Annotated in this window: 20 protein-coding genes; 16 read left to right on the forward strand and 4 right to left on the reverse strand. The window is 64.6% G+C overall.

All coding sequences use genetic code 11. The features are described 5' to 3' along the window. Positions 1 to 16: 16 nt before the first annotated feature. Together WI560_RS22330 and WI560_RS22335 are read left to right on the forward strand one after the other, a co-directional pair. Positions 17 to 1,300 (forward strand): ABC transporter substrate-binding protein, encoded by a 1,284-nt coding sequence (locus WI560_RS22330; protein WP_028137584.1) that lies wholly within the window; start codon positions 17 to 19, stop codon positions 1,298 to 1,300. A gap of 123 nt (positions 1,301 to 1,423) precedes the next feature. Beyond that, positions 1,424 to 2,263, forward strand: coding sequence for an ABC transporter ATP-binding protein (locus WI560_RS22335; RefSeq protein ID WP_375304881.1), 840 nt, complete (start codon positions 1,424 to 1,426; stop codon positions 2,261 to 2,263). Between the two features lie 12 nt (positions 2,264 to 2,275). On the opposite strand, the gene WI560_RS22340 is transcribed toward WI560_RS22335, so the two are convergent. Next, on the reverse strand, positions 2,276 to 3,430 hold the full coding sequence (locus tag WI560_RS22340) for an AGE family epimerase/isomerase (RefSeq protein ID WP_375304882.1): 1,155 nt from the start codon (positions 3,428 to 3,430) through the stop codon (positions 2,276 to 2,278). Positions 3,431 to 3,516: 86 nt separating this feature from the next. On the opposite strand from WI560_RS22340, the gene WI560_RS22345 reads away from it, so the two are divergent. From WI560_RS22345 to WI560_RS22380, 8 genes are all read left to right on the forward strand, one after another. Further along, positions 3,517 to 4,743 (forward strand): phenylacetate--CoA ligase family protein, encoded by a 1,227-nt coding sequence (locus WI560_RS22345; RefSeq protein ID WP_375304883.1) that lies wholly within the window; start codon positions 3,517 to 3,519, stop codon positions 4,741 to 4,743. Positions 4,744 to 5,073: 330 nt separating this feature from the next. Next, positions 5,074 to 6,450 carry a CBS domain-containing protein gene (locus tag WI560_RS22350; protein WP_375304884.1) on the forward strand — a complete coding sequence of 459 codons (1,377 nt, stop codon included), beginning with the start codon at positions 5,074 to 5,076 and terminating at the stop codon, positions 6,448 to 6,450. Positions 6,451 to 6,469: 19 nt separating this feature from the next. Further along, on the forward strand, positions 6,470 to 8,389 hold the full coding sequence (locus WI560_RS22355) for an N-acetylneuraminate synthase family protein (RefSeq protein WP_375304885.1): 1,920 nt from the start codon (positions 6,470 to 6,472) through the stop codon (positions 8,387 to 8,389). Further along, positions 8,389 to 9,078, forward strand: coding sequence for an acylneuraminate cytidylyltransferase family protein (locus WI560_RS22360; RefSeq protein ID WP_257196346.1), 690 nt, complete (start codon positions 8,389 to 8,391; stop codon positions 9,076 to 9,078). Before WI560_RS22355 ends, WI560_RS22360 begins: the two co-directional genes overlap by 1 nt. Continuing rightward, the gene (locus WI560_RS22365) at positions 9,071 to 9,835 is read left to right on the forward strand and encodes an SDR family oxidoreductase (RefSeq protein WP_375304886.1); all 765 of its coding nucleotides are present in this window, start codon (positions 9,071 to 9,073) and stop codon (positions 9,833 to 9,835) included. The genes WI560_RS22360 and WI560_RS22365 overlap by 8 nt, the downstream gene beginning before the upstream one ends. After that, on the forward strand, positions 9,832 to 10,680 hold the full coding sequence (locus tag WI560_RS22370) for a sugar phosphate isomerase/epimerase family protein (RefSeq protein ID WP_375304887.1): 849 nt from the start codon (positions 9,832 to 9,834) through the stop codon (positions 10,678 to 10,680). The genes WI560_RS22365 and WI560_RS22370 overlap by 4 nt, the downstream gene beginning before the upstream one ends. Next, a complete protein-coding gene (locus WI560_RS22375; protein WP_375304888.1) occupies positions 10,677 to 11,438 on the forward strand; it encodes an SDR family NAD(P)-dependent oxidoreductase in 762 nt (253 codons plus the stop codon). The genes WI560_RS22370 and WI560_RS22375 overlap by 4 nt, the downstream gene beginning before the upstream one ends. Positions 11,439 to 11,452: 14 nt before the next feature. Further along, complete coding sequence (locus WI560_RS22380; RefSeq protein WP_375304889.1) at positions 11,453 to 12,292, forward strand: SDR family oxidoreductase; 840 nt, start codon at positions 11,453 to 11,455, stop codon at positions 12,290 to 12,292. 104 nt (positions 12,293 to 12,396) lie between these two features. Here WI560_RS22380 and WI560_RS22385 read toward each other — a convergent pair whose 3' ends face one another. Then, positions 12,397 to 13,272: a hypothetical protein gene (locus WI560_RS22385; RefSeq protein WP_375304890.1), complete on the reverse strand. Its 876-nt coding sequence runs from the start codon at positions 13,270 to 13,272 to the stop codon at positions 12,397 to 12,399. Between the two features lie 58 nt (positions 13,273 to 13,330). Then, positions 13,331 to 14,071 carry a hypothetical protein gene (locus WI560_RS22390; protein ID WP_375304891.1) on the reverse strand — a complete coding sequence of 247 codons (741 nt, stop codon included), beginning with the start codon at positions 14,069 to 14,071 and terminating at the stop codon, positions 13,331 to 13,333. An 803-nt stretch (positions 14,072 to 14,874) separates the two neighbouring features. Between WI560_RS22390 and WI560_RS22395 the strand changes: the two genes are divergently transcribed. From WI560_RS22395 to neuB, 6 genes are all read left to right on the forward strand, one after another. Continuing rightward, complete coding sequence (locus WI560_RS22395; RefSeq protein ID WP_375304892.1) at positions 14,875 to 17,346, forward strand: hypothetical protein; 2,472 nt, start codon at positions 14,875 to 14,877, stop codon at positions 17,344 to 17,346. A 73-nt stretch (positions 17,347 to 17,419) separates the two neighbouring features. Further along, positions 17,420 to 18,622: an HAD-IIIA family hydrolase gene (locus WI560_RS22400; protein WP_375304893.1), complete on the forward strand. Its 1,203-nt coding sequence runs from the start codon at positions 17,420 to 17,422 to the stop codon at positions 18,620 to 18,622. Positions 18,623 to 18,751: 129 nt separating this feature from the next. Then, the gene (locus WI560_RS22405) at positions 18,752 to 19,771 is read left to right on the forward strand and encodes an NAD-dependent 4,6-dehydratase LegB (RefSeq protein WP_375304894.1); all 1,020 of its coding nucleotides are present in this window, start codon (positions 18,752 to 18,754) and stop codon (positions 19,769 to 19,771) included. Further along, entirely contained in the window at positions 19,764 to 20,975 is a 1,212-nt protein-coding gene (locus WI560_RS22410; protein ID WP_375304895.1) for a LegC family aminotransferase, read from the forward strand. The genes WI560_RS22405 and WI560_RS22410 overlap by 8 nt, the downstream gene beginning before the upstream one ends. Then, positions 20,968 to 22,146 carry a UDP-N-acetylglucosamine 2-epimerase gene (gene neuC / locus WI560_RS22415; protein WP_375304896.1) on the forward strand — a complete coding sequence of 393 codons (1,179 nt, stop codon included), beginning with the start codon at positions 20,968 to 20,970 and terminating at the stop codon, positions 22,144 to 22,146. The genes WI560_RS22410 and neuC overlap by 8 nt, the downstream gene beginning before the upstream one ends. Then, the gene (gene neuB / locus WI560_RS22420) at positions 22,143 to 23,213 is read left to right on the forward strand and encodes an N-acetylneuraminate synthase (RefSeq protein ID WP_375304897.1); all 1,071 of its coding nucleotides are present in this window, start codon (positions 22,143 to 22,145) and stop codon (positions 23,211 to 23,213) included. The genes neuC and neuB overlap by 4 nt, the downstream gene beginning before the upstream one ends. On the opposite strand, the gene WI560_RS22425 is transcribed toward neuB, so the two are convergent. After that, positions 23,210 to 23,821, reverse strand: a complete 612-nt coding sequence (locus WI560_RS22425) for an acetyltransferase (protein ID WP_375304898.1) — start codon at positions 23,819 to 23,821, stop codon at positions 23,210 to 23,212. The genes neuB and WI560_RS22425 overlap by 4 nt on opposite strands. Positions 23,822 to 23,984: the final 163 nt, after the last annotated feature.

The raw sequence follows: 23,984 nt of genomic DNA on the forward strand, positions 1-23,984 counted from the left end.
CAGGAGGAACCGACCCATGACGATGAAGTCACTTTTGAGCACCGCATCGCTCGCGATCGCGATCGCCGCATTTTCGACCGGCGCGCAGGCGCAGATCGCGATCGGACACCTCGCCGACTATTCCGGCGGCACCTCCGACGTCGGCACGCCCTTTGGCCAGGCCGTCGCCGACACGTTCGGCTGGGTCAACAAGAACGGCGGCGTCGGCGGAAAGCAGCTCAACCTCGACACCAACGACTATGGCTACCAGGTGCCGCGCGCCATCGCGCTCTACAAGAAGTGGTCGGCGCCGGACACCAAGGTCGCCGCGATCATGGGCTGGGGCACCGCCGACACCGAAGCGCTGACCGGCTTCCTGGCCCAGGACAAGATCCCCGACATGTCCGGCTCCTATGCCGCCGCACTCACCGATCCCGGAGGCATCAGCGGCAAGGCCAAGCCCGCGCCCTACAACTTCTTCTATGGCCCGAGCTACTCGGACGCGCTGCGCGCGATGCTGATGTGGGCCGCCGAGGATTGGAAGGCCAAGGGCAAGTCCGGCAAGCCGAAATTCGTGCACATGGGTGCCAACCATCCTTACCCGAACGCGCCGAAGGCCGCCGGTGAAGCGATGGCGCAGGAGCTCGGCTTCGAGGTGCTGCCGCCGCTGGTGTTCGCCCTCGCACCGGGCGACTACAGCGCGCAGTGCCTGAGCCTGAAATCCTCCGGCGCCAACTACGCCTATCTCGGCAATACCGCCGCCTCGAACATCTCGGTGATGAAGGCCTGCAAGACTGCCGGCGTCGAAATCCAGTTCCTCGGAAACGTCTGGGGCATGGACGAGAACGCTGCGAAGACCGCGGGCGATGCCGCCAACGGCGTGATCTTCCCCTTGCGCACCGCGGTGAGCTGGGGCGGCGATGCGCCCGGCATGAAGACGGTGATGGAAATCTCCAAGATGTCCGACCCGACCGGCAAGGTCTATCGCCCGGTGCACTACGTCGCGGCCGTCTGCTCCGCGATGTACATGAAGGAAGCGATCGATTGGGCCGCCAAGAACGGCGGCGCCACCGGCGAGAACGTCGCCAAGGGCTTCTACCAGAAGAAGGATTGGGTGCCGGCCGGAATGGAAGGCGTCTGCAATCCCTCGACCTGGACCGACAAGGACCATCGCGGCACGCTGAAGGTCGATCTCTATCGCACCAAGATCTCGGGCACGACCGACGGCGACCTCAACGATCTCATGGCCAAGGGCACGATCAAGCTCGAGAAGGTCAAGACCGTCGAGCTGCCGCGCAAGCCGGAATTGCTGGGCTGGTGATTGAAATCTCCGACGTCATGGCCGGGCTTGTCCCGGCCATCCACGTCTGAACACGCGGCACGAAGAATGGATGGCCGGGACAAGCCCGGACATGACGACAGTCACGGATTGGCGGCAGACCCAATGACCGAGATCAGCGAAGCAATCCACCCCTCCCCCAGCATCGTGGCCGCGCCTCCACTCCTCGCCGTGCGCAACATCGAGGTCGTCTATGACGACGTCATCCTGGTGCTGCGCGGCCTCAGCCTCGACGTGCCCAAGGGCGCGATCGTGGCGCTGCTGGGCGCCAACGGCGCCGGCAAGTCGACAACGCTGAAGGCGATCTCGGGGCTACTCAAGACCGAGGACGGCGAAGTCACCCGCGGCGAGATCCTGTTCGAGGGCGAGCGCATCAACGGCATCGATCCCGACAAGATCGTCCGCCGCGGCATCTTCCAGGTGATGGAGGGCCGGCGCATCGTCGCCGACATGACGTCGCTGGAGAACCTCAAGCTCGGCGCCTTCACCCGCAGGGACCGCGAGGTCGATTCCGACCTCGACATGGTCTTCAATTATTTCCCGCGCCTGAAGGAGCGCACCGGCCTTGCCGGCTATCTCTCCGGCGGCGAGCAGCAGATGCTCGCGATCGGCCGTGCGCTGATGGCGCGCCCGAAGATGATCCTGATGGACGAGCCCTCGATGGGCCTGTCGCCGCTGCTGGTGAAGGAGGTGTTCTCGATCATCCAGAAGATCAACCGCGACCTCGGCGTCACCATCCTCCTGGTGGAGCAGAACGCACGCGCCGCGCTGTCGGTGGCGAGCCACGGCTACATCATGGAGCAGGGCAAGGTCGTGCTCGACGGCAGTGCCGACGAATTGCGCGACAACGAGGACGTCAAGGAATTCTATCTCGGCGGCGCCGGCGACCAGCGCAAGAGCTTCAAGAACCTCAAGAGCTTCAAGCGGCGCAAGCGCTGGCTGTGATCCACAAGAAGCCTAGCCCAGCACCTGCTCCGCTTCCGTGACCGCGCAGAGAACATGATAGAACGACGACGCAGGAATGGTGTCGATCAGCGATTTGCCGTCGCGATCGAACTGGTCGTACCAGCCGCCCTTCACGGGATGGCTGAGATAGTGCCGTTCGAGCCGCACCAGCGCCGCGCGCGCCTCGTCCGCCGCCGCTGCCTCGCCCGACTCGGCTTGCGCGATCCACGCCTTCGCAATCTCGGTCTGCGGCCACAGCCGGCGCGTGCTGCGGCGGATGTTGCCGACGTCGTCGCCTTCGTCGATCAGGCAGCCCGTGGTCTCGTCGCGATAGCGCATCGCGGTCGCCAGGAGTTCGGCGCGCCGCTGCCCGGTCGGGCAGCCCGTGATGCGCTCGAACCCCTTCAGCAGCCAGACCCATTCCGCCTGATGGCCCGGCTCGACGCTGACCGGCTGGATCTTCGACCAGTCCTCCTCGAAATACTCCGTCAGGATGCGCTTTTGCTTGTCGTAGAGATTGGCCAGGAACAGCGCGAAGAATTCGCCAGCGCGGTTCTGGAACGACAGATCGTGGGTCGCGTCGAAACAGGCGATCATCGCCTCAAACAGATGCATGTGCGGGTTCTGCCTGCGCGGCAGCGAGACCGGAAGGCCTTCGTGCACGCCCCCATGCGGCGAACGGAGATGGCCGTCCAGGAAAGCGAGCAGCGCATCGATCTCGGCGCGAACCTGCGCGTCCTGGTCGAGCGCGTAGACGGTCGCGAGGGCAAACAGGATGAAGGCGTGGTCGTAGGCATCACGGCGGCCGTCCAGCACCGTCCCCTCCGGCGTCAGCCGGTGCACAAAGCCGGGCCGGCCGTCGGGCGCCTTGGCTTTGGCCAGCAGATGTTCCAGTCCCTTCAGCGCGACTGCGCGCCCCTCAGGATACCAACCCATCTGCGCCGCCTTGGCGTAGCAATAGATTTGCCGGGCCTGAACGAACACCCGCCGCGGCGCAGCCGCATCCGCAGTGCCGTCGCGGTGCAGACGGTCGATGAAACCGCCGGTAGCCTGATCCCAGCCGACGGTCGACCACAGGGGCAGCGCCTCGTCGACCATGCGGAGCTTCAGGCGCGCCACGACATCCGCAGCCTCATTCGCCGCCGCAACGCTTCCCATGTCCGCCATCGGGTCCTCTCCAGGCCTCAACAATGGCGGTCTGATACCCATGCCGGTGGCGGCGCGCAACGGATGCCAACACGGAAAGAACAGCCATGACCGCCCATTACGATGCCCGCGAGACGCGCGAGCCGGCAGCCCGCGAGGCCGATCTGTTCTCCCGCCTGCCAGAGGTCTTGCGCGCCGCGATGGCCGCACCGGCCTACGCCGAGCGGCTCCGGGGCCTTGATCCCGCCGCCGTGGCCTCCAGGACTGCGCTGGCGGCCCTGCCGGTGCTGCGCAAGTCGGAACTGCCCGCTTTGCACAAGGCTTCTGCGCCCTTCGGAGGCTTCGTCGCGGCGCCCCCCGGCTCATTCGCCCGCCTCTTCACCTCCCCTGGGCCGATCTTCGAGCCGGAGGGACGGCAGGCCGATCCCTGGCGCGGCGCAAGGGCCCTGTTCGCGGCCGGGTTCCGGCCCGATGACATCGTCCTCAACACCTTCAGCTACCATCTCACCCCCGGCGGTTTCATCTTCGATGCGTCGGCGCGTGCGCTCGGCTGCGCCGTGATTCCCGCAGGGCCCGGCAATACCGAGCAGCAATTCGAGCTGATCGAGGCCTACCGCCCGGTCGGCTACAGCGGCACGCCGGACTTCCTCAAGATATTGCTCGATGCGGCGGCGAGTTCGGGCCGCGACGTCTCCTCGATCAAGCGTGCACTGGTTTCCGGGGCCGCGTTCCCGCCCTCGCTCCAGGCCGAGATCAAGGCGCGCGGCATCGACGCCTACCAGGCCTTTGGCACTGCCGATCTTGGCCTCATTGCATTCGAGACCGGGGCGCGCGAGGGCATGATCGTGAACGAGGACCTGATCCTGGAGATCGTCAAGCCCGGCACCGGCGATCCCGTGGCGCCCGGCGACGTCGGCGAGATCGTGGTGACGTCGCTCGACCCGCATCATCCCTGGATCCGCCTTGCGCTCGGCGACCTCACCGCCGCCGCTCTCCCAGGTCCGAGCAAATGCGGGCGCACCAATATGCGCATCAAGGGCTGGATGGGCCGCGCCGATCAGACCACGAAGGTCAAGGGCATGTTCGTGCGTCCCGAGCAGATCGCCGAGATCGGCAAGCGTCATTCCTCGCTCGGAAGACTGCGCCTCGTGGTGACAAGACAGGACGAGACCGACGCGATGACATTGAGAGCGGAAACGGCGACCGCGAGCGAGGCGCTACGCGAGGAGATCGCCGGAACTTTGCGCGCTGTGACGAAGCTCAGTGGCGCCGTCGAACTGGTCAGCCCCGGCGCACTGCCGAACGACGGCAAGGTGATCGCGGACGAACGCTGACTTCAAGTGACGTCGCGTCCCGGATGCGTGGAGCGCATTCCTCCGCAGATGAGATCGACTCGCGGTCGCGCGGCAGCACCGCGCGCCGTCGTGATGCCCGTACTCTGTCCCCGGCCTGATTCCAATCGCGACCATTTCGTGCGGTCTCGTTATGGAAGCGCGCGCCAAACACCCGGCCAATGTAAATCGGTTACAACCCGACCAAAGTGCTTGGCACCCGCCATTTTGGCGGGATACCGGCGGGCCCAGGAACCTTGCATCGTCGCTGCCGCTCCCGTATTACGAACCCTTGCGATATGGCCGGAATCGGCCCTTTCTGGACCCCAAAACGTGCTTGAACGAACCCTCGTCACCATTGCCGAGACCGAAACCATTGAGGAAGCCTTCCGGCGCCTGAATGCCAATATGCTCGGCATCCTGTTCGCGCAGGACGCAAGCGGACGAATCGTCGGCGCGGTGACGGACGGCGACATCCGCAGGCGCATGCTGACCGGCACCACGATCCAGGACAGGGTCGCGACCTGCATCAACCGCAACTTCGTCTGGGCCCGGACCGGCGGTCCGCGCGAGCAGATCCTCAAATTGCTCGACCAGCGCGTGCACGTGGTGCCGATCCTCGATGGCGAAGGACGGCTGGTCGACGTGTTCAGCCGCGAGCTGTTCAACCTGTCCGAAGAGAGCGAAGTGTTCGCGCGCGCCCGCTCGCCGGTGCGGATCAGCTTCTCCGGCGGAGGCACCGACCTAACGCACTATTTCGTGGCCAATGACGGCGGCGCCGTCATCAACGCCACGATCAAGATGTACGCTCATGCGACGCTGCGACGGCGGAACGATTCCAGCATCCGGATCTATTCGCACGATTTCCGTCGCACGATCGAGGCCGACAATCTCGCAGAACTTGGAACGGACGGAGATCTCGCGCTGATCAAGTCCGTCGTGCGCCTGATCAAGCCGGCTTACGGGTTCGAGCTCGAAGTCTCCGCCGATTTCCCTGTCGGCTCCGGTCTCGGCGGCTCGGCGGTGGTCACCTCCGCCATCATCGGTTGCTTCAACGAATTCCGCAGCGACCAGTGGGACCGCCACGAGATCGCGGAGATGGCATTCCAGGCCGAACGGCTGATGCTCAACATTCCCGGCGGCTGGCAGGATCAGTACGCCACCGTGTTCGGCGGCTTCAATCACATGGAGTTCTTCTCCGACCAGAACACCATCGTGCCGCTGCGGCTCGATCCCAACATCATCGCCGAGCTCGAGGAGAGCCTGGTGCTCTGCTACACCGGCTCGGGCCGCGATTCCGGCGACATCCACCGCGACCAGAAGGCACAGCACGAGACAAGCGACGCCGTCGCCGCGGCCGCCAAGCAGAAGGAGGTGACGCGCGACATCCGGCGACACCTCTTGCGCGGCCAGCTCCTGGAATGCGGCCGGCTGATCGACGAGGCCTGGCACGCCAAGCGGAAGCTGAGCTCGAAGATCTCGTCGGACGCGATCGATGCGATCTACGATTTCGCCAAGCAACATGGCGCCGTCGGCGGCAAGCTGCTGGGCGCCGGCGGCGGCGGCTATTTCCTGTTCTTCGTACGCCCGTTCGAGCGCTACCAGCTGATCGCCGCGCTTGAACAACAGGGACATAGCTGCTCGCGCATCATGTTCGAAGAGAACGGGCTGCGGACCTGGAAATCGCGTTTTCCCGCGCGATTCACCTGACTATGAGACGAGAATGTTGATGACATCGCCCAAACAGCCTGCTCCGGTCCGCATCGGCAACCGTCTTCTGGGCGACGGCGAACCCTGCTACGTCATCGCCGAGATCGGCAACAACCACAATGGCGACTTCGACCGCGCCATCGCGCTGGTCGATGCCGCAATTGCCGCAGGGGCCGATTGCGCCAAGTTCCAGATGCGCAAGCTCGACGAGGTCTATCGCGCGTCGAGCCTGTCCGGCAAGGACGACGACCTCGCCGTCGAGTATACGCTCGATCTGCTGCGGCGCTTCGAACTTCCGACCGCGCAGCAGAAGAAGATCGCCGAGTACTGCGCCGCCAAGGGTATCCAGTATCTCTGCACGCCCTGGGACGCGAGCAGCGTCGCCGTGCTCGAAAGCTTCGGCGTGCAGGCCTACAAGGTTGCCTCGGCCGACCTCACCAATCTACCGCTGCTGGCGCGCCTCGCCGCCACCGGCAAGGCGCTGATCGTCTCGACCGGCATGAGCACGACGGACGAGATCAAGGCCGCGGCGGAGTTCCTTGACGAGCGCAATGCGAGCTACGTGCTGCTGCATTGCCAGAGCACCTATCCGGCGGCGCTGCACAACATCCATCTGCGCTTCATGGAAACGTTGGGCGAGATCCACCCGGTGGTCGGCTATTCCGGTCACGAGCGCGGCATTGCGGTGTCGATCGCCGCGGTGGCACTCGGTGCCGTCGTCATCGAACGTCACATCACCCTCGACCGCGAGATGGAAGGGCCGGACCACGCCGCAAGCCTGGAGCCGGAGGAATTCAAGTCGCTGGTATCGGGCATCCGCGAGGTGGAAGCCGCGCGCGGCGAGAAATTGGCCGAGCGCGCGCTGAGCCAGGGCGAATTGATCAACCGCGAAAACCTCGCCAAGAGCCTGGTGGCCGCACGAGACCTTTCGGCCGGCACCGTGATCTCCGAATCTGACATCGCGGTGAAGAGCCCGGGACAGGGCTTGTCGCCGCTGAAGATGCCGGCGCTGCTCGGCCGCAAGCTGACGCGGACCATGGCGGCTGACGATTATTTCTTCCAGAGCGACCTCGACGAAGGCGCGGCAAAGGCGCGTCGCTACCGCTTCGACCGCCCTTGGGGCGTGCCCGTTCGCTATCACGACACCCAGCGCTTCCTGGAGATCTGCGAGCCCGACATCATCGAATTCCATCTCAGCTACAGCGACATGGAACGCGATCCCGCGGCCTATCTGTCCGGCACCTACGACCTCGGCTTCGTCGTCCACGCGCCCGAGCTGTTTGCCGGCTCCAAGCTGATGGACCTCGCAACGCCGGACGAAGCGCTGCGACGCTATTCGCTGGAGCAGACCCAGGCGGTGATCGACATTACCCGCGGCCTGAAGAAGTACTTTCCCAAGACCAAGCGCCCGCCCATCGTCGCCAATATCGGCGGCTTCACCATGGACGAGCCATTGCCGCCGGAGGAGAAGGCCGAGCGCTACCGCATCTTCGCGCAGAGCCTGACCGAGCTCGACATGGACGGTGTCGAGCTGACGCCGCAGACCATGGCTCCGTTCCCCTGGCATTTCGGCGGCCAGCGTCACCAGAACATCTTCATCTTCCCGGAGGAATCGGCCGCGTTCTGCGCCAGGCATGATTTGCGCATGTGCGTCGACATCTCGCACACCAAGCTCGCCGCCAATCATTTCGGCTTCGATTTCGCGCAAGGCCTCGCCCAGCTCGGACCGCACACCGCGCATCTGCATTTCGGCGACGCCAAGGGGCTCGACGGCGAAGGTCTCCAGATCGGGGAAGGCGAGATCGATTTCGACGAGATCGGACAGGTGCTGCGCAAGCATGCGCCGACCGCGTCCTTCATTCCCGAGATCTGGCAAGGCCACAAGAACATGGGCGAAGGCTTCTGGACCGCGCTCGAGCGTCTCGAGGGACACATCTGATGGCGCGCAAGACGCTGGCCGTGATCGCCGCGCGCGGCGGCTCGAAGGGCATCCCGCACAAGAACCTGCTCGATCTCTGCGGCAAGCCGCTGATCGCGTGGACGGTCGAGCAGGCACGCGCGGCGCGCGGTGTCGACGTGGTGGCGGTGTCTTCGGACAGCGACAACATCCTCGCCGCGGCCGAGGCCGCCGGAGCCGTCGGCGTGCGACGCCCGGACGACATTTCAGGCGACCTCGCCTCCTCCGAATCCGCTTGGCTGCATGCGCTCGAGGCCGCCGACGCGCGGATGGGCCGGTTCGAGCGGATCGTCGCGCTCCAGGCCACCTCGCCAATCCGTGAACCGAGCGACATCGAGAACGCGCTTGCGACCTTCGATCGCGATCATCTCGACAGCCTGCTCTCGGTTTGCGAGGTCGAGGATTATTTCAACTGGCGGATCGGCGCGAGCGGACCGGAGCCGATCAACTACGATTACCGCAACCGCCGCATGCGGCAGCAGATCGAGAAGCGCTACCTGGAGAACGGCTCGTTCTACGTCATGATCCCGTCCCTGCTGCGCGAGCAGAACAACCGCCTCGGCGGCAAGATCGGCTTCCACGTGATGGAGCGTCACAAGATGTTCCAGATCGACCGTCCCGAGGACGTCAAGCTGTGCGCCGCCATCATGCGAAGTTACGGCTATGCCTGATCTCAGCGCCTTTTCTCTCGCCGGCAAGATCGCGGTCGTCACGGGCGCCTCGCGGGGCATTGGCGCTGCCATTGCGGCCGGCCTGCGAGATGCGGGCGCCACCGTGTTCGGCCTCAGCCGTTCCGGGATCGCGCCGCAGGACGTGACCGCCATGGCCTGCGATCTCTCCGACGACACGGCGATCGACGACGCGTTCCGCATGATCGAGGCGCAAGGCGGGCGTATCGACGTACTGGTCAACGCCGCCGGCATCAGCCTTCCCTCCAAGAGCGGGGATAGCGAGCTTTCGCGCTTCCGCGCCACCGTCGCGACCGACCTTACCGGCGTTTATGCCACCATCCTTGCCGCCTATCCGCTGCTGAAGCGGCCGGGCTCGGCTGCGATCGTCAACGTCACCAGCATCAACTCGGTCCGCGGCTTTCCCGGCAATCCCGGCTACGTCGCGGCGAAGGCGGGCCTGGCCGGGCTGACGCGCGCCCTCGCCGCCGACTACGCGCCCGACGGCATCCGCGTCAACGCACTCGCGCCGGGTTACGTCGCGACCGAGATGACCGCGAAAAGTTTTGCCGACCCCGTCATGCACGAAGACAGGCGGCGCCACACCATGCTCGGCCGCTGGGGACAGCCTGCCGACCTGGTGGGGGCCGCCGTTTTCCTGACATCGGATGCCTCTGCCTATCTGACCGGGCAAGAAATCTTCGTCGACGGAGGCTGGACCGCCAAAGGCCTCGCCATCAGCTCGGATAGAAAATCGTGACCCCAACGCTGCAACGCATCGGCTTCATGCAGGGACGGCTCTCGGCCCTGGTCGACGGCAAGATCCAGGCCTTCCCGTGGAACGAATGGCGCGAGGAATTCCCGCGCGCCAAGGAGCTCGGCCTGACGCGGATGGAATGGACCATCGATCAGGAACGGCTGCGCGAGAACCCGCTGATGACCGAGCCGGGGCAGCAGGAGATCGTTGCGCTGTCGCGCGAGAACGGCGTGCGCATCCCGAGCCTGACCGGCGACTGCTTCATGCAGGCACCGTTCTGGAAGGTCGATGCCGTCGTGCGCGACGCGCTCGTCGCCGACCTCGACCTCCTGATCGCCGCCTGCAGCCGCATCGGCATCGAGTTCGTCGTGATTCCGCTGGTCGACAACGGCAAGATCGAGCGCCATAGCGAGAGCGATACGTTGAAGCGCGTGCTGCTGGCCCGCCAGGAGTCGCTGACGAGGCAGAACGTCAAAATCGTCTTCGAATCCGATCTGCCGCCGGGCGAGCTGGCCAGGTTCATGGAGGCGTTCCCGGCCGACGTCTTCGGCATCAACTACGACAGCGGCAACAGCGCCTCGCTCGGCTATGACAGCGACGAGGAGATTGCCGCTTACGCGCCGCGTATCCTCAACGTGCACATCAAGGACCGCATTCGCGGCGGCACCACCGTGCCGCTCGGCACCGGCAACGCCGACCTCGCCAAGACGATCCGCCTGATCGAGCGTTCCGGCTACAAGGGCCAGTATATTCTGCAAACGGCGCGCGCCGCCGATGGCGACCATGCCGGCGCGCTCGCCAGATATCGCGACATGACGGTCGGCTGGATCGAGGACGCCGCGCGATGAAGCTCGAGCTGAACGATCGCGTCGCTCTCGTCACCGGCGCCAGCCGCGGGATTGGGCTCGCGATCGCGACGACGCTCGCGGCGGAAGGCGCCAAGGTCGCGCTCGCCGCGCGTGGCGCCGATGCGCTTGATGCCGCACGTGCTGCGATCGGCGGCACCACGTCGGCGCACGTGGCCGACGTGACCGATCCGGCCGGCGCCGCGGCCCTGACTCACGAGATCGAACGGCGCTGGGGGCGCCTCGACATCCTCGTCTGCAATGTCGGTAGCGGCGCTTCCGTACCGCCGGGACAGGAGACTGCGGCGGAGTGGTCGCGCGTGATGGATCTCAATCTCTTCGCCACGACCAACATGATCGAAGCTGCCCGGCCGCTGCTGGCGCGCGGCAGCGGCGACCGCGCAATCGTCTGCATTTCCTCGATCGCAGGCATGGCAGCGCTTGGCGCACCCGTCACCTATTATGCGGCAAAGGCGGCGCTGAATGCCACCGTGCGCGGCCTGGCCCGCCCGCTGGCGCTCGAAGGCATACGCATCAATGCTGTCGCACCGGGCAATATCCTGGCCGCCGACGGCACCTGGGCGCGCAAGCTTGCGGAAAACAGAGTTGCAGTCGAGGAGATGCTTGCGCGCGAGGTGGCGCTGCGCCGACTTGGCAAGCCCGAAGAGATCGCCGACGTCGTCGCATTCCTCGCCTCGCCCCGCGCGGCATTCATCACCGGCAGCGTCGTCGTCGCCGATGGCGGCCAGTTGCGCAGTTGAACAGGAGCCTTCGTATGGCAAGCCCGTCTTCACGCTATGACCTGACCGGCCGCACCGCTCTCGTGACCGGCGCGGGCGGCCTGCTCGGGCGCCAGCATGTCGCCGCGCTTTCCGAGGCCGGCGCGCGCGTTGTCGTCACCGACGTCGGGCTTGCGCAGGCCGAAGCGGCCGTTGCCACCCTCAAGCAACACGCGCCGTCCGCCGACCTGATCGCCCTGGCGATCGACGTCACCACGCTCGACTCGGTGCGGGCTGCCAGCGAGCAACTTTCCGGTCGCGGCGTCTCCGTCGACATCCTCGTCAACAACGCAGCTATCGACCCCAAGGTGACCTCCGCACCGGGCGTGATGCATTCGTCCCGCTTCGAGGCATTTCCGGTGCCGCAATGGCAGACGGAGATCGCCGTAGGCCTGACCGGTGCCATGCTGTGCGCGCAAGTGTTCGGCGGCGCGATGGCGTCGCGTGGCCGCGGCGTGATCCTGAACATCGCCTCCGATCTCGGCGTGATCGCGCCGGACCAGCGACTCTATCGACAGCCGAACGTATCGCGCGAGGAAGAGCAGCCGGTGAAGCCGGTGACCTATTCGGTGATCAAGCACGGCTTGATCGGGTTGACGAAATACCTGGCAACCTACTGGGCCGATCACGGCGTGCGCGTCAACGCGATCTCGCCGGGGGGCGTCTTCAACAACCAGGATCCGGCCTTCGTCGAGCGATTGACGCGACTGATCCCGATGGGCCGCATGGCCGATGTCGACGAATACCGCGCCGCCGTGCAATTCCTCTGCTCGGACGCATCGAGCTACATGACCGGGCAGAATCTCGTCATGGATGGGGGGCGGAGCGTCTGGTAACCAGGCGACGCGCCGTCAAAGAGACCGCGCCCGGCGCTGCTAAGAGGGCAAGACCACCAGACCACGGCAGCATTGGCCCCTGCTCCAGCGCTCGATGTCCTTGATCAATGCTGCAGAATGCCGGCGAGATTCATGTGTGCGGGCCGCGAGTGCTCGATGCCGAGCAACGTCCGCCGATTGTCGTTGGTGCGCTGCAGGTGCAGGCTCGCGAGCGTCATTCCGGTGCAAGTGGTGACCGTGGTCCCTCGCCCGCCGAATGGCTTGAGAAAGTCGAACACGCGGCTGCCGAACATGTCGACCACCGACATCTCGCGGGCTCCGAGCGGCGGGATCTCCCCGAAGTCGCCCTCGATCTCCTCGCCGTCCCCGCGGATCAGCCTCGATTTCGGCCGCGCCGCGTGCGCGTATTCGGGATCGGAGGAATGATTGATCAGCATCAGGCTGCTGACGATGTCGTCGGTCGCAATGATCTTCGGATTGATGCCCGTGAACCCCACATGTGCCTTGAGCCTGCCCTCGTTCAAAGGCCGGGCGAACGCGCCGGTGCGGTAGATCGCGACGTTGTCCTGGTCGACATAGGTCATCGAGTAGCTGGCCGGCGACGAACGGAAGCCGTCCATGCGTCCGCGCGACATCACGGCGATGACGAGGTAATCGTCCTGCGGCAGCTTCAGCGAGGCGAAGAGACGAGACAGCTCGATCTCGACTGAGGCGCCCGGCGCGTAATCCTTCGGAAATTCGTAAGTCGCCCGGTATTCGCCGTCGCGCGACAGGATGTGCAACTTGAACCTAAGCTTCTTGCTGAAGCCCGAGGCGACCAGGCTCGCGAGCTCCGGAAGGAGATCCTTGACCGTCTCGCGAAAGTTCTTGCGCAGGCTGCCGGCAACGAGGCTGCGAAGATATTTGATGTCGACCGGACGATACCATGCGGGGATCGAGAAACCCATGCGCGACTCGACGCCCGCGAAAGTCGGGAACATGAACCTCGGCTCGTAAGGCTTCCAAGGACTGGATGAGAAACGAGTCACGAACGCGCCCCTAAAAATGATGCAAGCTGAACTTGCCGTTGGCAAATTCATAGTAGCTGAACGGGCTGGCGATGTTGGTGCCCTTGAACTCCAGGGCGAATCCTTCGGCCGCGCCGATCAGCCGATCGGCCTCGGGGAAAAGGTCCAGCGTGCTGATGCGGGCTGCGCCCATCGGCGCAATTTCCGGCAGCACACGCTCGCCCAATGCGGTGCCGTCCAGGGCCATGAGCCGGGCCGTCCCCACCGAGACGCCTTCGGACGCCATGCAGGAGTTCACGAGCACCACACCGGACTCCTTCAGGAATCGCGTGAGGTAGGATTGCATCCAGGCAGAGGTCGGAAACGGCGCTGCCGCGACGGGCTCGCGCTCGTGCGACAACGTGATCGCCCCGTGCTGCGAGAAATATTGTGCGTAGTAGCCGGTGGTCACCTTCCGTCCGGGGCGAAGCTTGGTCTCGTGTTTCGGAACCAGGGCCATCGCGACCGTTCCCGAAATGCGGGGGCACAGCTCCGACGTCTGCAATTGTAACTGCCCGTCAACCCCGAGTTCCCTGTGGAAATATCCAGCCGGCTTGCCCGCTCCGTCGAAGAACCAGACATGAGCGTCCACGTCCGGATGATCCTTCATGAAGACCGAGAAGTAATTGAACGCGCAGACTTCCGTGGTGACAGTCGCGTCGTTGCGCAGATACAGCACAGCGGGCGGATAGCCTCTCGCAACGGCCTCGCCAATCAGCAATTCACCGGACATTCGACAAGACTCGGCGGGAGAGCAACAGATCGGCACAGGCCGAACCGGCCAATGGCCTTGCAGAAATCATACGCGATGTCCTTGCCCGCATGCTAAAACGCCGCCGCAATTCCAGGTTTCTTTACGCCGGGCCGAGGGGGGAATCAACCGGAACGGCGTCGCGCGCCGAAACACAGCCCGCAGGCCTCCCTCTCGTCGTGCTCACGGGACGCCAGTGCTCCGCAGCGGCGCGGGCGGCCGGCGAAGATGCTCCCCCTGCTCCCGACTCTGCTGGCGATTCCACCTGCCTTGAAATCCTTGCATTGCCGCTACGGCTCCCGTATGACCGAATCCACCCGGTTGATTAGATACCTGCCTGAAATTGGCCGGAACATCGGCCTTTTTTGATGGACCCGCGCCGTGTTTCAACGACTGCCCGTCAGCTTCACTCCGATCACGGCGTCCATTCCGCCAGGGAAGCGCTGACGTGCGCGGGCAGACAACGGCACGAGCGTTCGGCATGCTGTCGAATGCCTCCAGGGCAAAGACCTGCGCGATGCCCTGCAACGTTGCGCCTGCATCACCGCGAACATCTGCAGCTCTTCAGCGAGGCGGGGTTTCAACTGCCCATCAACCAAACCCGACCGCCGGCCGCCGGAGCAGCTGATCCTGAAACGACTGGCACCATACTTCAGAGACTTCTCCGAACAGGATCGTTTGCGCTAGGCTCGTTGGTCGTTTGCCGCCCGGCCCGATCCATCGAAAGGAACTGACGATCTCCATTTCCCGGTCGCTTGGCCAAAGCTCATTGTAGAGATCTCGCGATGTGGACGACCACACTTGTCCTGACATTCCTGTTCTTCCTGATCCAGCTCGGCACCGGCTTTTCGATTCTGGCCATTGCGTCAACGAGATTCGTCGAGATTTGCCAGCTCACCAAGGCCCAGTTCGTCACTCTCGGGCTGACCATCGGCGCGTCTGCAACGGGCATCCTGTTCGGATTGTTATCGGTTCTCGTAAGCAATATTTGGCTTCACCTTGCGATCATCGTTGCATTGTCCTGCTTCGGACTGGCCTGGTCGTGGCCCAACTGGCGTCCAGGTGCTGGCGACACCCGCACGGCGACCATTTGGTGCATGCTGTCGCTCCCCATTGCCCTCATCACATGGTGGTGGACCTTCGGCGCATTTTCCAACTTCCCCTATGCGGACATCGGCGCAGACGTTCACTGGATGAAGACTGCGCAAGAATACGCCGACAGCGGCATTCTCAATCCCTACGCAGCCCAATCCTATGTCGATCTCCGCTCGGCGCTCTCCGGCGCCCTGGCCGGAACGCTCGGCCTGGATCTCCTGCGGTTCAGTTGGACCTATCGCTTCTTCTCGGTCCTGTTCTTCCTGTTGGCGTCCTATGCCTTCGTGCAAGGCATCTATTCCACGTCTTCACGAAGGTGGATCGCCTTCTTCTTCGCGGCGACGGGCAACACGGTCGCCTTGATGACGAACGGCAGCCTGGCCGTCGCCGGCAGCGTCGTGTTTCTCGGCGTGCTGATGGGCAATTCCAACCGGAATGCAAACGGTCCGTCGGCGCGTTTCGTCCTGCTGCTGATCGCCGGCGCCATCGCGACGCTGCTGCTCGCTTTCGCCGTCAACAACAACACACTCATGCTCGCGCTACTCGTGGCCTTGCTGCTTCTGCTCAGGATCATGAGCGGCACCACGAAATATGCCGCACCTCTCCTTCTCGGTTGCATCTGGCCGGCGACGTTGCTGCTTGCGCATCGCGGCTCCTATCTGTTCGTTCCAACCGTTCTGATCAGCTGGCTTCTTTATCTTGCCATTGTCCGGATAATCTCCGCTTGGCCGTCGCCCGGCATCGCGGTCCTTCGGTTTCTTTCCTTTGCCCTGCCCCTGATCATCGCTGCAATCGTCCTCTGCGTTGCGGGAACGCGCTTCGGCTATATCCCGTCGCTGAGCACCAACGAGACGTTCTCCTCGATTACGGAACTGGTTCTGGGCCGAAGGATCCAGGTGGGTGACGAGCTGTCCCTGGGCTCCGGACCGCAGATCGCCACTATCGAGCTCGGGCGGGCAATAGGTCCGCTCTTCTCCATCTGCATCACACTGGGCATTGCATGGTGGTGGATGACCCGACCTGCCCGTCGTGATCGCTCGGGTGCAATCGAGCGCCAAGCCGAGGGCTTCCCCATACTCGTGTGGTCCTGGATTGCCGGCTGCGGTCTGAGCGTCGCTATTCTCTCGGGGTTCCCTTTTCTGTATCGCACCGGCGCGATCCTCGTGTCGCTCTTCACGATCGCGGCGACCGAGACCTTTTGCCAGTTGTTGGTCGATTCCGCCCCGTCCTCGCGATATCGGCGGACCCTGGTTGCGGCGGCGGTTGCGCTGCTTGCGACCATTCTCGTGGTTGCGATCTACGGTTTTGCCTGGCGGCCGGACCTGCCTTTTGCGCAATATCAGGCGTTCCTGCGACCAACGGAAATCGCAGGCGTTGGGCTGCTCATGATGCTTGCGCTATTGACCCTTTCGCGGTCGAGACCGATCTACATTTGCAGTCTGGTGGGTGTCGTGGGGTTGGGCGTGGCCGTCGACAAGGCCGGTTTGTCCGGCATTCTCAAGAACTACAGCTATGGCGCGCCTCCAGACCGGGCCGCGGTCGTTTCGCATTACAATGCCAACGACCTTGAAGTCGCCCACTGGCTCCGCGCCAATCTCAAGAAGGGAATTCTTCTCTCCGACCCCTATACGTTGGGCATAGTCCAGGCATTGACGGGCGCTCCAGCGGCCTATCTGTTCTCAAATCTGGACACCGTCAACGCAATACTCGCGCAGCGGGCAAAATCGATTCTGCGCGCCATCCTTGAGCCGACTGAAGGAGGTCAGGGCGTCGCGAATGCGTGCAGACTGGCGATGTCTCTGATTGGCCCAATCAATGCGGACGCCTTCTTCCAGATATATAGGATCGAGCCATACCGCGGATTCCTGCGGACCATCCGCGGCGGGCCGACAACCGCTCCGGAATTGCCTCCGCCGTCTTTCGACACACTCCAGAACATTCCGGAGCCGAAGGACGACGATTGGAACGTCGTTGCGATCATCACGCCACGGACCATCGAGTGGACGCGGCTCGCGAACGATCGCCGTCTCAACTATTTTCCGCCCACCGAGCCGATTGAGCCTGCTCTCGCCGATGCGTTACGCGCCAGCCGGTTTCGAGTGTTGTTTGCCAACAAGCAGGCCATCGTCGTTCGCACTCCCTGCTCGCGTGAAATGAAGTGAACGAGACCTTGATCCTCCTATCGTCTCAGATCGGCGTTGCGATCCGGCGTCCACGCCGGCAGAAGGGCATATCATGCTGAGACAGGCCGTGATCCTCGTCGGCGGGCTGGGCACCCGGCTGGGTGAGCGAACCAAGCTCGTTCCGAAGCCGATGCTCGACGTCGGCGGGCGACCGTTTCTCGACACGCTGATCGACGAGCTCGTGCGCTATGGCGTGTTCGATGAAATCCTCCTGCTGGCGGGCCACAAGGCGGAGATCGTCGAGACGCATTACGCGGCAGCCGCCAGGCGGCAGACGCGAATCGTCGTGTCCCGCGAGACGGAGCCGCTCGGCACCGGCGGCGCGCTCGTGCATGCGCGTAACTTGCTGCACGATCGCTTCCTGCTGCTGAATGGAGATTCCCTGTTCGACTTCAACCTGCTCGATCTGATCGCCCGTGCGCATGACGGTCGCGTTCACATGGCGTTGCGGGACGGCGTCGTGGGGGACCGCTACGGCCGCGTCGTACTCGATGGTGACGTGGTGCGCGACTTCATCGCCCCGGGTGCGGGGGCCACCGGGCCGGTCAATGCCGGCATCTACGTCATCGACAAGTCCGTTCTCGACGATATCGCGACGCTTCCCGCCTCGCTCGAGCAGGAAATATTCCCCGGCCTCGCCAAATCCGGCGCGCTGCGCGGCACGGCCTATCGCGGCTACTTCATCGACATCGGCATTCCCGACGATTTCGCTCGCGCCGATCGCGAATTGCGCCGGCAACTGCAGCGGCCGGCCGTGTTCTTCGATCGCGACGGCGTGCTCAACCACGATGCTGGATACACGTTCGAAACGCACAAGTTCGACTGGATCGAGGGCGCACGCGAGGCCGTAAAGGCCGTGAACGATGCCGGCTACTTTGCCTTCGTCATCACCAATCAGTCCGGCGTCGCACGCGGCTACTACGAAGAGCAACACGTCGTCGCTCTGCACCGCTGGATGGCAGATCAGATGGCAGAAATCGGCGCGCATATCGATGCCTTCGAATACTGTCCCGATCACCCCAACGGAAGCGTCGCGCGCTACTGTCGTGTGAGCGACCGGCGCAAGCCGGCGCCCGGCATGATCACCGACCTCGCCCGGCGCTTTCCGGTCGACATGACGCGCAGCATGGTGATCGGGGACAAGGAAAGCGATATGGAAGCGGCACGGGCGGCCGGCCTCGCAGGGCACTTGTTCGAAGGCGGAAATCTGGAGGCTTTCGTGAAACAGCGCCTGAGACCGACCGGCGGGCCTTAGGCGCGCGAAAAACGCTGCATCCCCGGACATTTGACAGCCGCCGAGCGCTGCTCTGTTGCGCGCGACCGTCAGTGTGCTATAGCGCCATCTTGTTGCGAATATTGGCGTAATCGCCTTTTGGGGTCCGGCATGGCAGATCTGAAGGACGCCCGCGTCCTCGTTACCGGAAGCGACGGCTTCATCGGTTCGCATGTCGTCGAGGAACTGGTGAAAGCCGGAGCCCGCGTCAAGGCGGTCGTCTATTACAATTCCTTCAACTCGTGGGGCTGGCTCGACACGATACCGGCCGACGTCATGGCGTCGGTGGAGGTGGTGGCTGGCGACATCCGCGACCCGCATTTCATGATCGCGGCCGCCGGCGGCTGCACCGACGTCCTGCACCTGGCGGCGCTGATCGCCATTCCCTTTTCCTATGTCGCGCCCGATTCCTATGTCGAGACCAATGTGCGCGGCACCGTGAACGTGCTCCAGGCCGCGCGCACGGCCGGCGTGCGGCGCTTCGTTCAAACCTCGACCAGCGAGGTCTACGGCACGGCGCAGACGGTTCCGATCAAGGAGAGCCATCCGCTGGTCGGGCAGTCGCCCTACTCGGCATCGAAGATCGCCTCGGATCAGATGGCGCTGTCGTTCCAGGCATCCTTCGACATGCCCGTCGTTGTGATCCGTCCGTTCAACACATTCGGCCCGCGGCAATCGGCGCGCGCAGTGATCCCGACGATCATCAGCCAGATCGCGACGGGCAAGCGGAAAATCCGTCTCGGGGCCGTCAGCCCGACGCGCGATTTCTCCTTCGTCACCGACACCGCACGCGGCCTGATCGCCGGCCTCACGGCGCCCGCGGAACAGGTCGTCGGCCAGACCATCAATCTCGGCAGCGGCTTTGAGATCTCGGTCGGCGCGACCGCGCAGATGATCGCCGATGTCATGGGGACCGCGATCGAAATCGAGACCGACGAAGCGCGCCTGCGCCCCGCCAACAGCGAGGTTGAGCGGCTCTGGGCCGACAATTCCAAGGCACGCCAGCAGCTCGGCTGGAGCCCGGAATTCGGCGGCATCGATGGCATGCGGCAGGGTATGGTCAAGACGGTGAACTGGTTCACCAATCCTGCAAACCTCAGCCGCTACAAGGCTGACGTGTACAATGTCTAAGACAATGGTGGACGGTCCCGTGACGAGGTCAGGCTTCGACCAGGAAAAGATCGTCGATGCCGTGCGACGCGCGGTGGGAACGCCGAACGGCATTCTCGGCCTGCACGAACCGGTGTTCGCCGGCAAAGAGATCGCCTACCTCGAAGAGTGCATCAAGAGCACCTACGTCTCCTCGGTCGGCCCCTTCGTCGATCGGTTCGAGCGCATGCTCGAGGAGGTCACCGGCGCCAAGCGCGCGGTCGCCGTCGTCAACGGCACGGCCGCGCTGCACGCCTGCTTCAGGCTTGCCGGCGTCGAACCCGGCGACGAGGTCATCTCGCCGGCGCTGACTTTCATCGCGACGACGAATGCGATCGCCTATTGTGGCGCGACACCGCATTTCGTCGACAGCTCACTCGAAACGCTCGGCATGGACGCGCGCGCACTCGCGGTGCGGCTCGATGCGATCGCGCGGAAGACTGCAACCGGCACCATCAACCGCGAGACCGGCCGCCGCATCGCGGCGATCGCTCCGATGCACACCTTCGGCCATCCCGTCGATCTGGACGCGATCTCCGCACTTGCAAAAGATTGGGACATCGCGCTGGTCGAGGACGCTGCCGAATCGCTGGGGTCGACCTACAAGGGTCGCGCGGTCGGATCACAGGCACGCCTTGCAGCACTCAGCTTCAACGGCAACAAGATCGTCACCACGGGCGGCGGGGGCGCGATCCTGACCAATGACGAGGAACTCGGCCGCCGCGCCAAGCACCTGACGACGACGGCGAAATTGCCGCACAAATGGGCCTTCGTCCACGACGAGATCGGCTTCAATTACCGACTGCCGAACTTGAACGCGGCGCTCGGCTGCGCGCAGCTGGAGCAGCTCGACGGCTTCCTGGCAAGCAAGCGGAAGTTGGCTGCGGCCTATGAGCGCGTCTTTGCGGAGGTGCCCGGCGTGCGCTTCTCGCGCGAGCCCGCGGGCACGACGAGCAATTATTGGCTGAACGCCATCCTGCTCGACGAGGCGTATGCCGACAGGCGCGACGATCTTCTCGCCGCGCTCAACGACGCCGGCTTCGGGGCGCGCCCGGTCTGGACGTTGATGCACAAGCTGCCGATGTTCGCGCAAAGCCCGCGCGGCGACCTTTCGACGGCCGAATCCATCGAGCGCCGCCTGATCAACCTGCCCAGCAGCGCCAGCATCAGGGCCCGCGATGAATAGTGGCGCGCGAAAGATCTGCTTCGTCACCGGCAGCCGTGCCGATTTCGGCCTGCTGGTCTGGCCGATGCGCGCGATCCGGGAAACGCCCGGATTGACACTTCAGCTCGTCGCCACCGGCATGCATTTCGCGCCGGAGTTCGGCTACACCTTCAGCGCGATCGGCCACGAAGGATTCGAGGTCGACGCGCGCGTCGAGACGCTGCTGAGCAGCGACACCGGCGCCGGCGTCGCGAAATCGGTCGGCCTCGGCGTCATCGGCTTTGCCGATACCTTCACACAGCTACAGCCGGATCTCGTCGTCGTGCTCGGCGACCGTTTCGAGATGTTCGCAGCCGCGCAGGCTGCGATGTTCATGCGGCTGCCGATGGCGCATCTGTTCGGCGGCGACGTCACCGAGGGCGCGGTCGACGAGTCCACGCGCCATGCCATCAGCAAGATGTCGCACCTGCATTTCACCAGTAATCAGGACTCGGCGCGGCGATTGATGCAACTCGGTGAGCATCCGTCCCGTATCCACACCATCGGCTCGGTCGGCATCGACGCCATCAAGCATCTCGATCTGATAGACCGCGACGGCATCAGCCGCGCGATCGGGATGCCGCTGGGCGAACGCAACGCGCTCATCACGTTTCACCCCGTCACGGTCGAAGCAGGGCGCTCGGTGGCCGAGCTGGACGAATTGTTCGCGGCCCTGTTGACGCTCGATCCCGCCTTTCGTTTCGTGTTCACGCTCGCGAACGCCGACGCCGAGGGTCGCGCCTTGAACGCCCGGATCGAGGCTTTCGCGGCCGGACGACCGAACACGATGGCGGTCGCCTCACTCGGCCAGCTTCGCTATCTCAGCCTGATGAACCAGGTCGACGTGGTGATCGGCAATTCCTCGAGCGGCGTGCTCGAAGCGCCCTCCTTCGGCGTTCCCACGGTCGATATCGGCGACCGTCAGAAAGGACGCGCGCGCGCGGCCTCGGTGTTTCACGCAGCGCCCGAACGCGCCGCCATTGCCGGCGCCATCACGGCGGCGCTCCAGCGCGGCCGTCAGGCCACCACCAACCCTTACGGCGACGGCGAGTCCAGCCGGCGATTTGCCGATATCGTTGCCGGCATCCCGGATTTCCGGCAGCTGCTTGCAAAGGGCTTCTACGAGCTTTCGCCAAGCGGAGTGCCGGCATGACCCCGCACACGCTGATCATCGCGGAAGCGGGCGTCAATCACGACGGAAGCCTGGAGAAGGCGCTGGCGCTGGTCGACGCCGCCGCCGACGCCGGCGCCGACATCGTCAAGTTCCAGACTTTCAACGCGAAGGCGCTGGCGGGCGGCGCGGCGAAGAAGGCCGACTATCAGCAGCGTACCACCGATGCCGCCGAGAGCCAGCTTGCCATGCTGGAACGACTCGAGCTGCCGCAGGCCGCGCATCGCACGCTGATCGAACGAGCCACGGAGCGCGGCATCGAATTCCTGTCGACGCCGTTCGACGACGCTTCGCTCGCCTTCTTGCTGTCGCTGAGACTGCCGCGCATCAAGATCGGATCGGGCGATCTCACCAATGCGCCGCTGCTGCATGCGGCGGCGAGCGCCGGCGCGACGCTGATCCTGTCGACGGGCATGGCGACGCTCGGCGAGATCGAGGAGGCGCTGGGCGTCCTCGCGCATGGCTACGGCCCATCCGATGACCCGCCCGGCATCGCCGCCTTCCGCGCGGCGTGGCGCGATCCGGCCGCGCGCACGGCACTCGCACAGCACGTCAGCCTGCTCCATTGCACGACCGAATATCCCTGCCCCATCGGTGACGTGAACCTCGCGGCGATGGCCACCATGCAGACCGCATTCCAGCTTCCGGTTGGCTATTCCGATCACACCGATGGTTTCGAGGTTTCGGTGGCTGCCGTCGCGCTCGGCGCGACGGTCATCGAAAAGCACCTGACGCTCGACCGCAAGGCGCAAGGCCCCGATCACGCTGCCTCGCTCGAGCCGGACGATTTCAGGCGCATGGTCGCCGCAATCCGCAATGTCGAACGCGCGCTCGGCGACGGCGTGAAATCGCCAAAGGAGTCCGAGATCAGGAACGTTCCTGTGGCGCGCAAGAGCATCGTCGCGGCACGTGCGCTGAAGGCTGGCGAGATCATCGGCCCCGCCGACATCACTGCCAAGCGGCCCGGCGGCGGCCGGCCGCCGATCGACTATTGGTCGCTGGTCGGAACGGTCGCGCCGCGCGCGCTCGAGCCGGACGACCCGGTCTAGCCTTGCGGTCTTGCCGGAACTCCGCGCAGGACGGACTCAGGCGGGCATGGAGCCGTGACCACCGATCCCATCGCGACCAGCGTGTCGTTGCCGATCGCGATGTGATCCCTCACCCGGCTACCGAGACCGATGAAGCAGTTCTCGCCGATCTGAGCGCCTCCACCGACCACGGTTCCCGGCGACAGATGCGTGCAATCGCCGATCCGCACATCGTGCTCGACGACGGCAGCGGAATTGATGATGCAGTGATCGCCGATCCGACTGCGCGCATTGACGATCGCGCCCGGCATGATGACGGTCCCCGCGCCGATCATGGCTGACGGCGAAACGATCGCACGGGGGTGAACCACGGATGCCCAGCGCTTGACCTGCATGCGGCCGACGATCTGCCGGCGTGCGGGCCCGGCCTGCATCGACCCGATCCCCACGACGAAAGCGGCATTCGGATATTCAGGCGCGGCCTCGTCGGTTCCGAGATAGCTGACGTCGCCAAGCGTTCCGGGTTGGCGATCGAGGAAGCCGACGACCCTGAACTGGCCGGACAAGAGCGCCGCCTCGTAGACCATGAAGGCGTGCTCGCCCCCGCCTATGATGATGAGATCATCCATCGCGATTCCCCTGCGCCGGGCGATCTTAACGGGGGATCGCGGGTCTTCAAACCGTCGATTCGGACCCTCGAAACGCCGAGGTTAACGGAGCTGTTCAGGGGGTGCCGTTGGGGTTGACGCCGCCTCTCGCAGCCGCGATATAGCAGGCTCAGCCGTGGGCCGC

The organism is Bradyrhizobium sp. A11 (assembly GCF_042077125.1).
GTDB classification, from domain to species: Bacteria; Pseudomonadota; Alphaproteobacteria; order Rhizobiales; family Xanthobacteraceae; genus Bradyrhizobium; species Bradyrhizobium japonicum_B.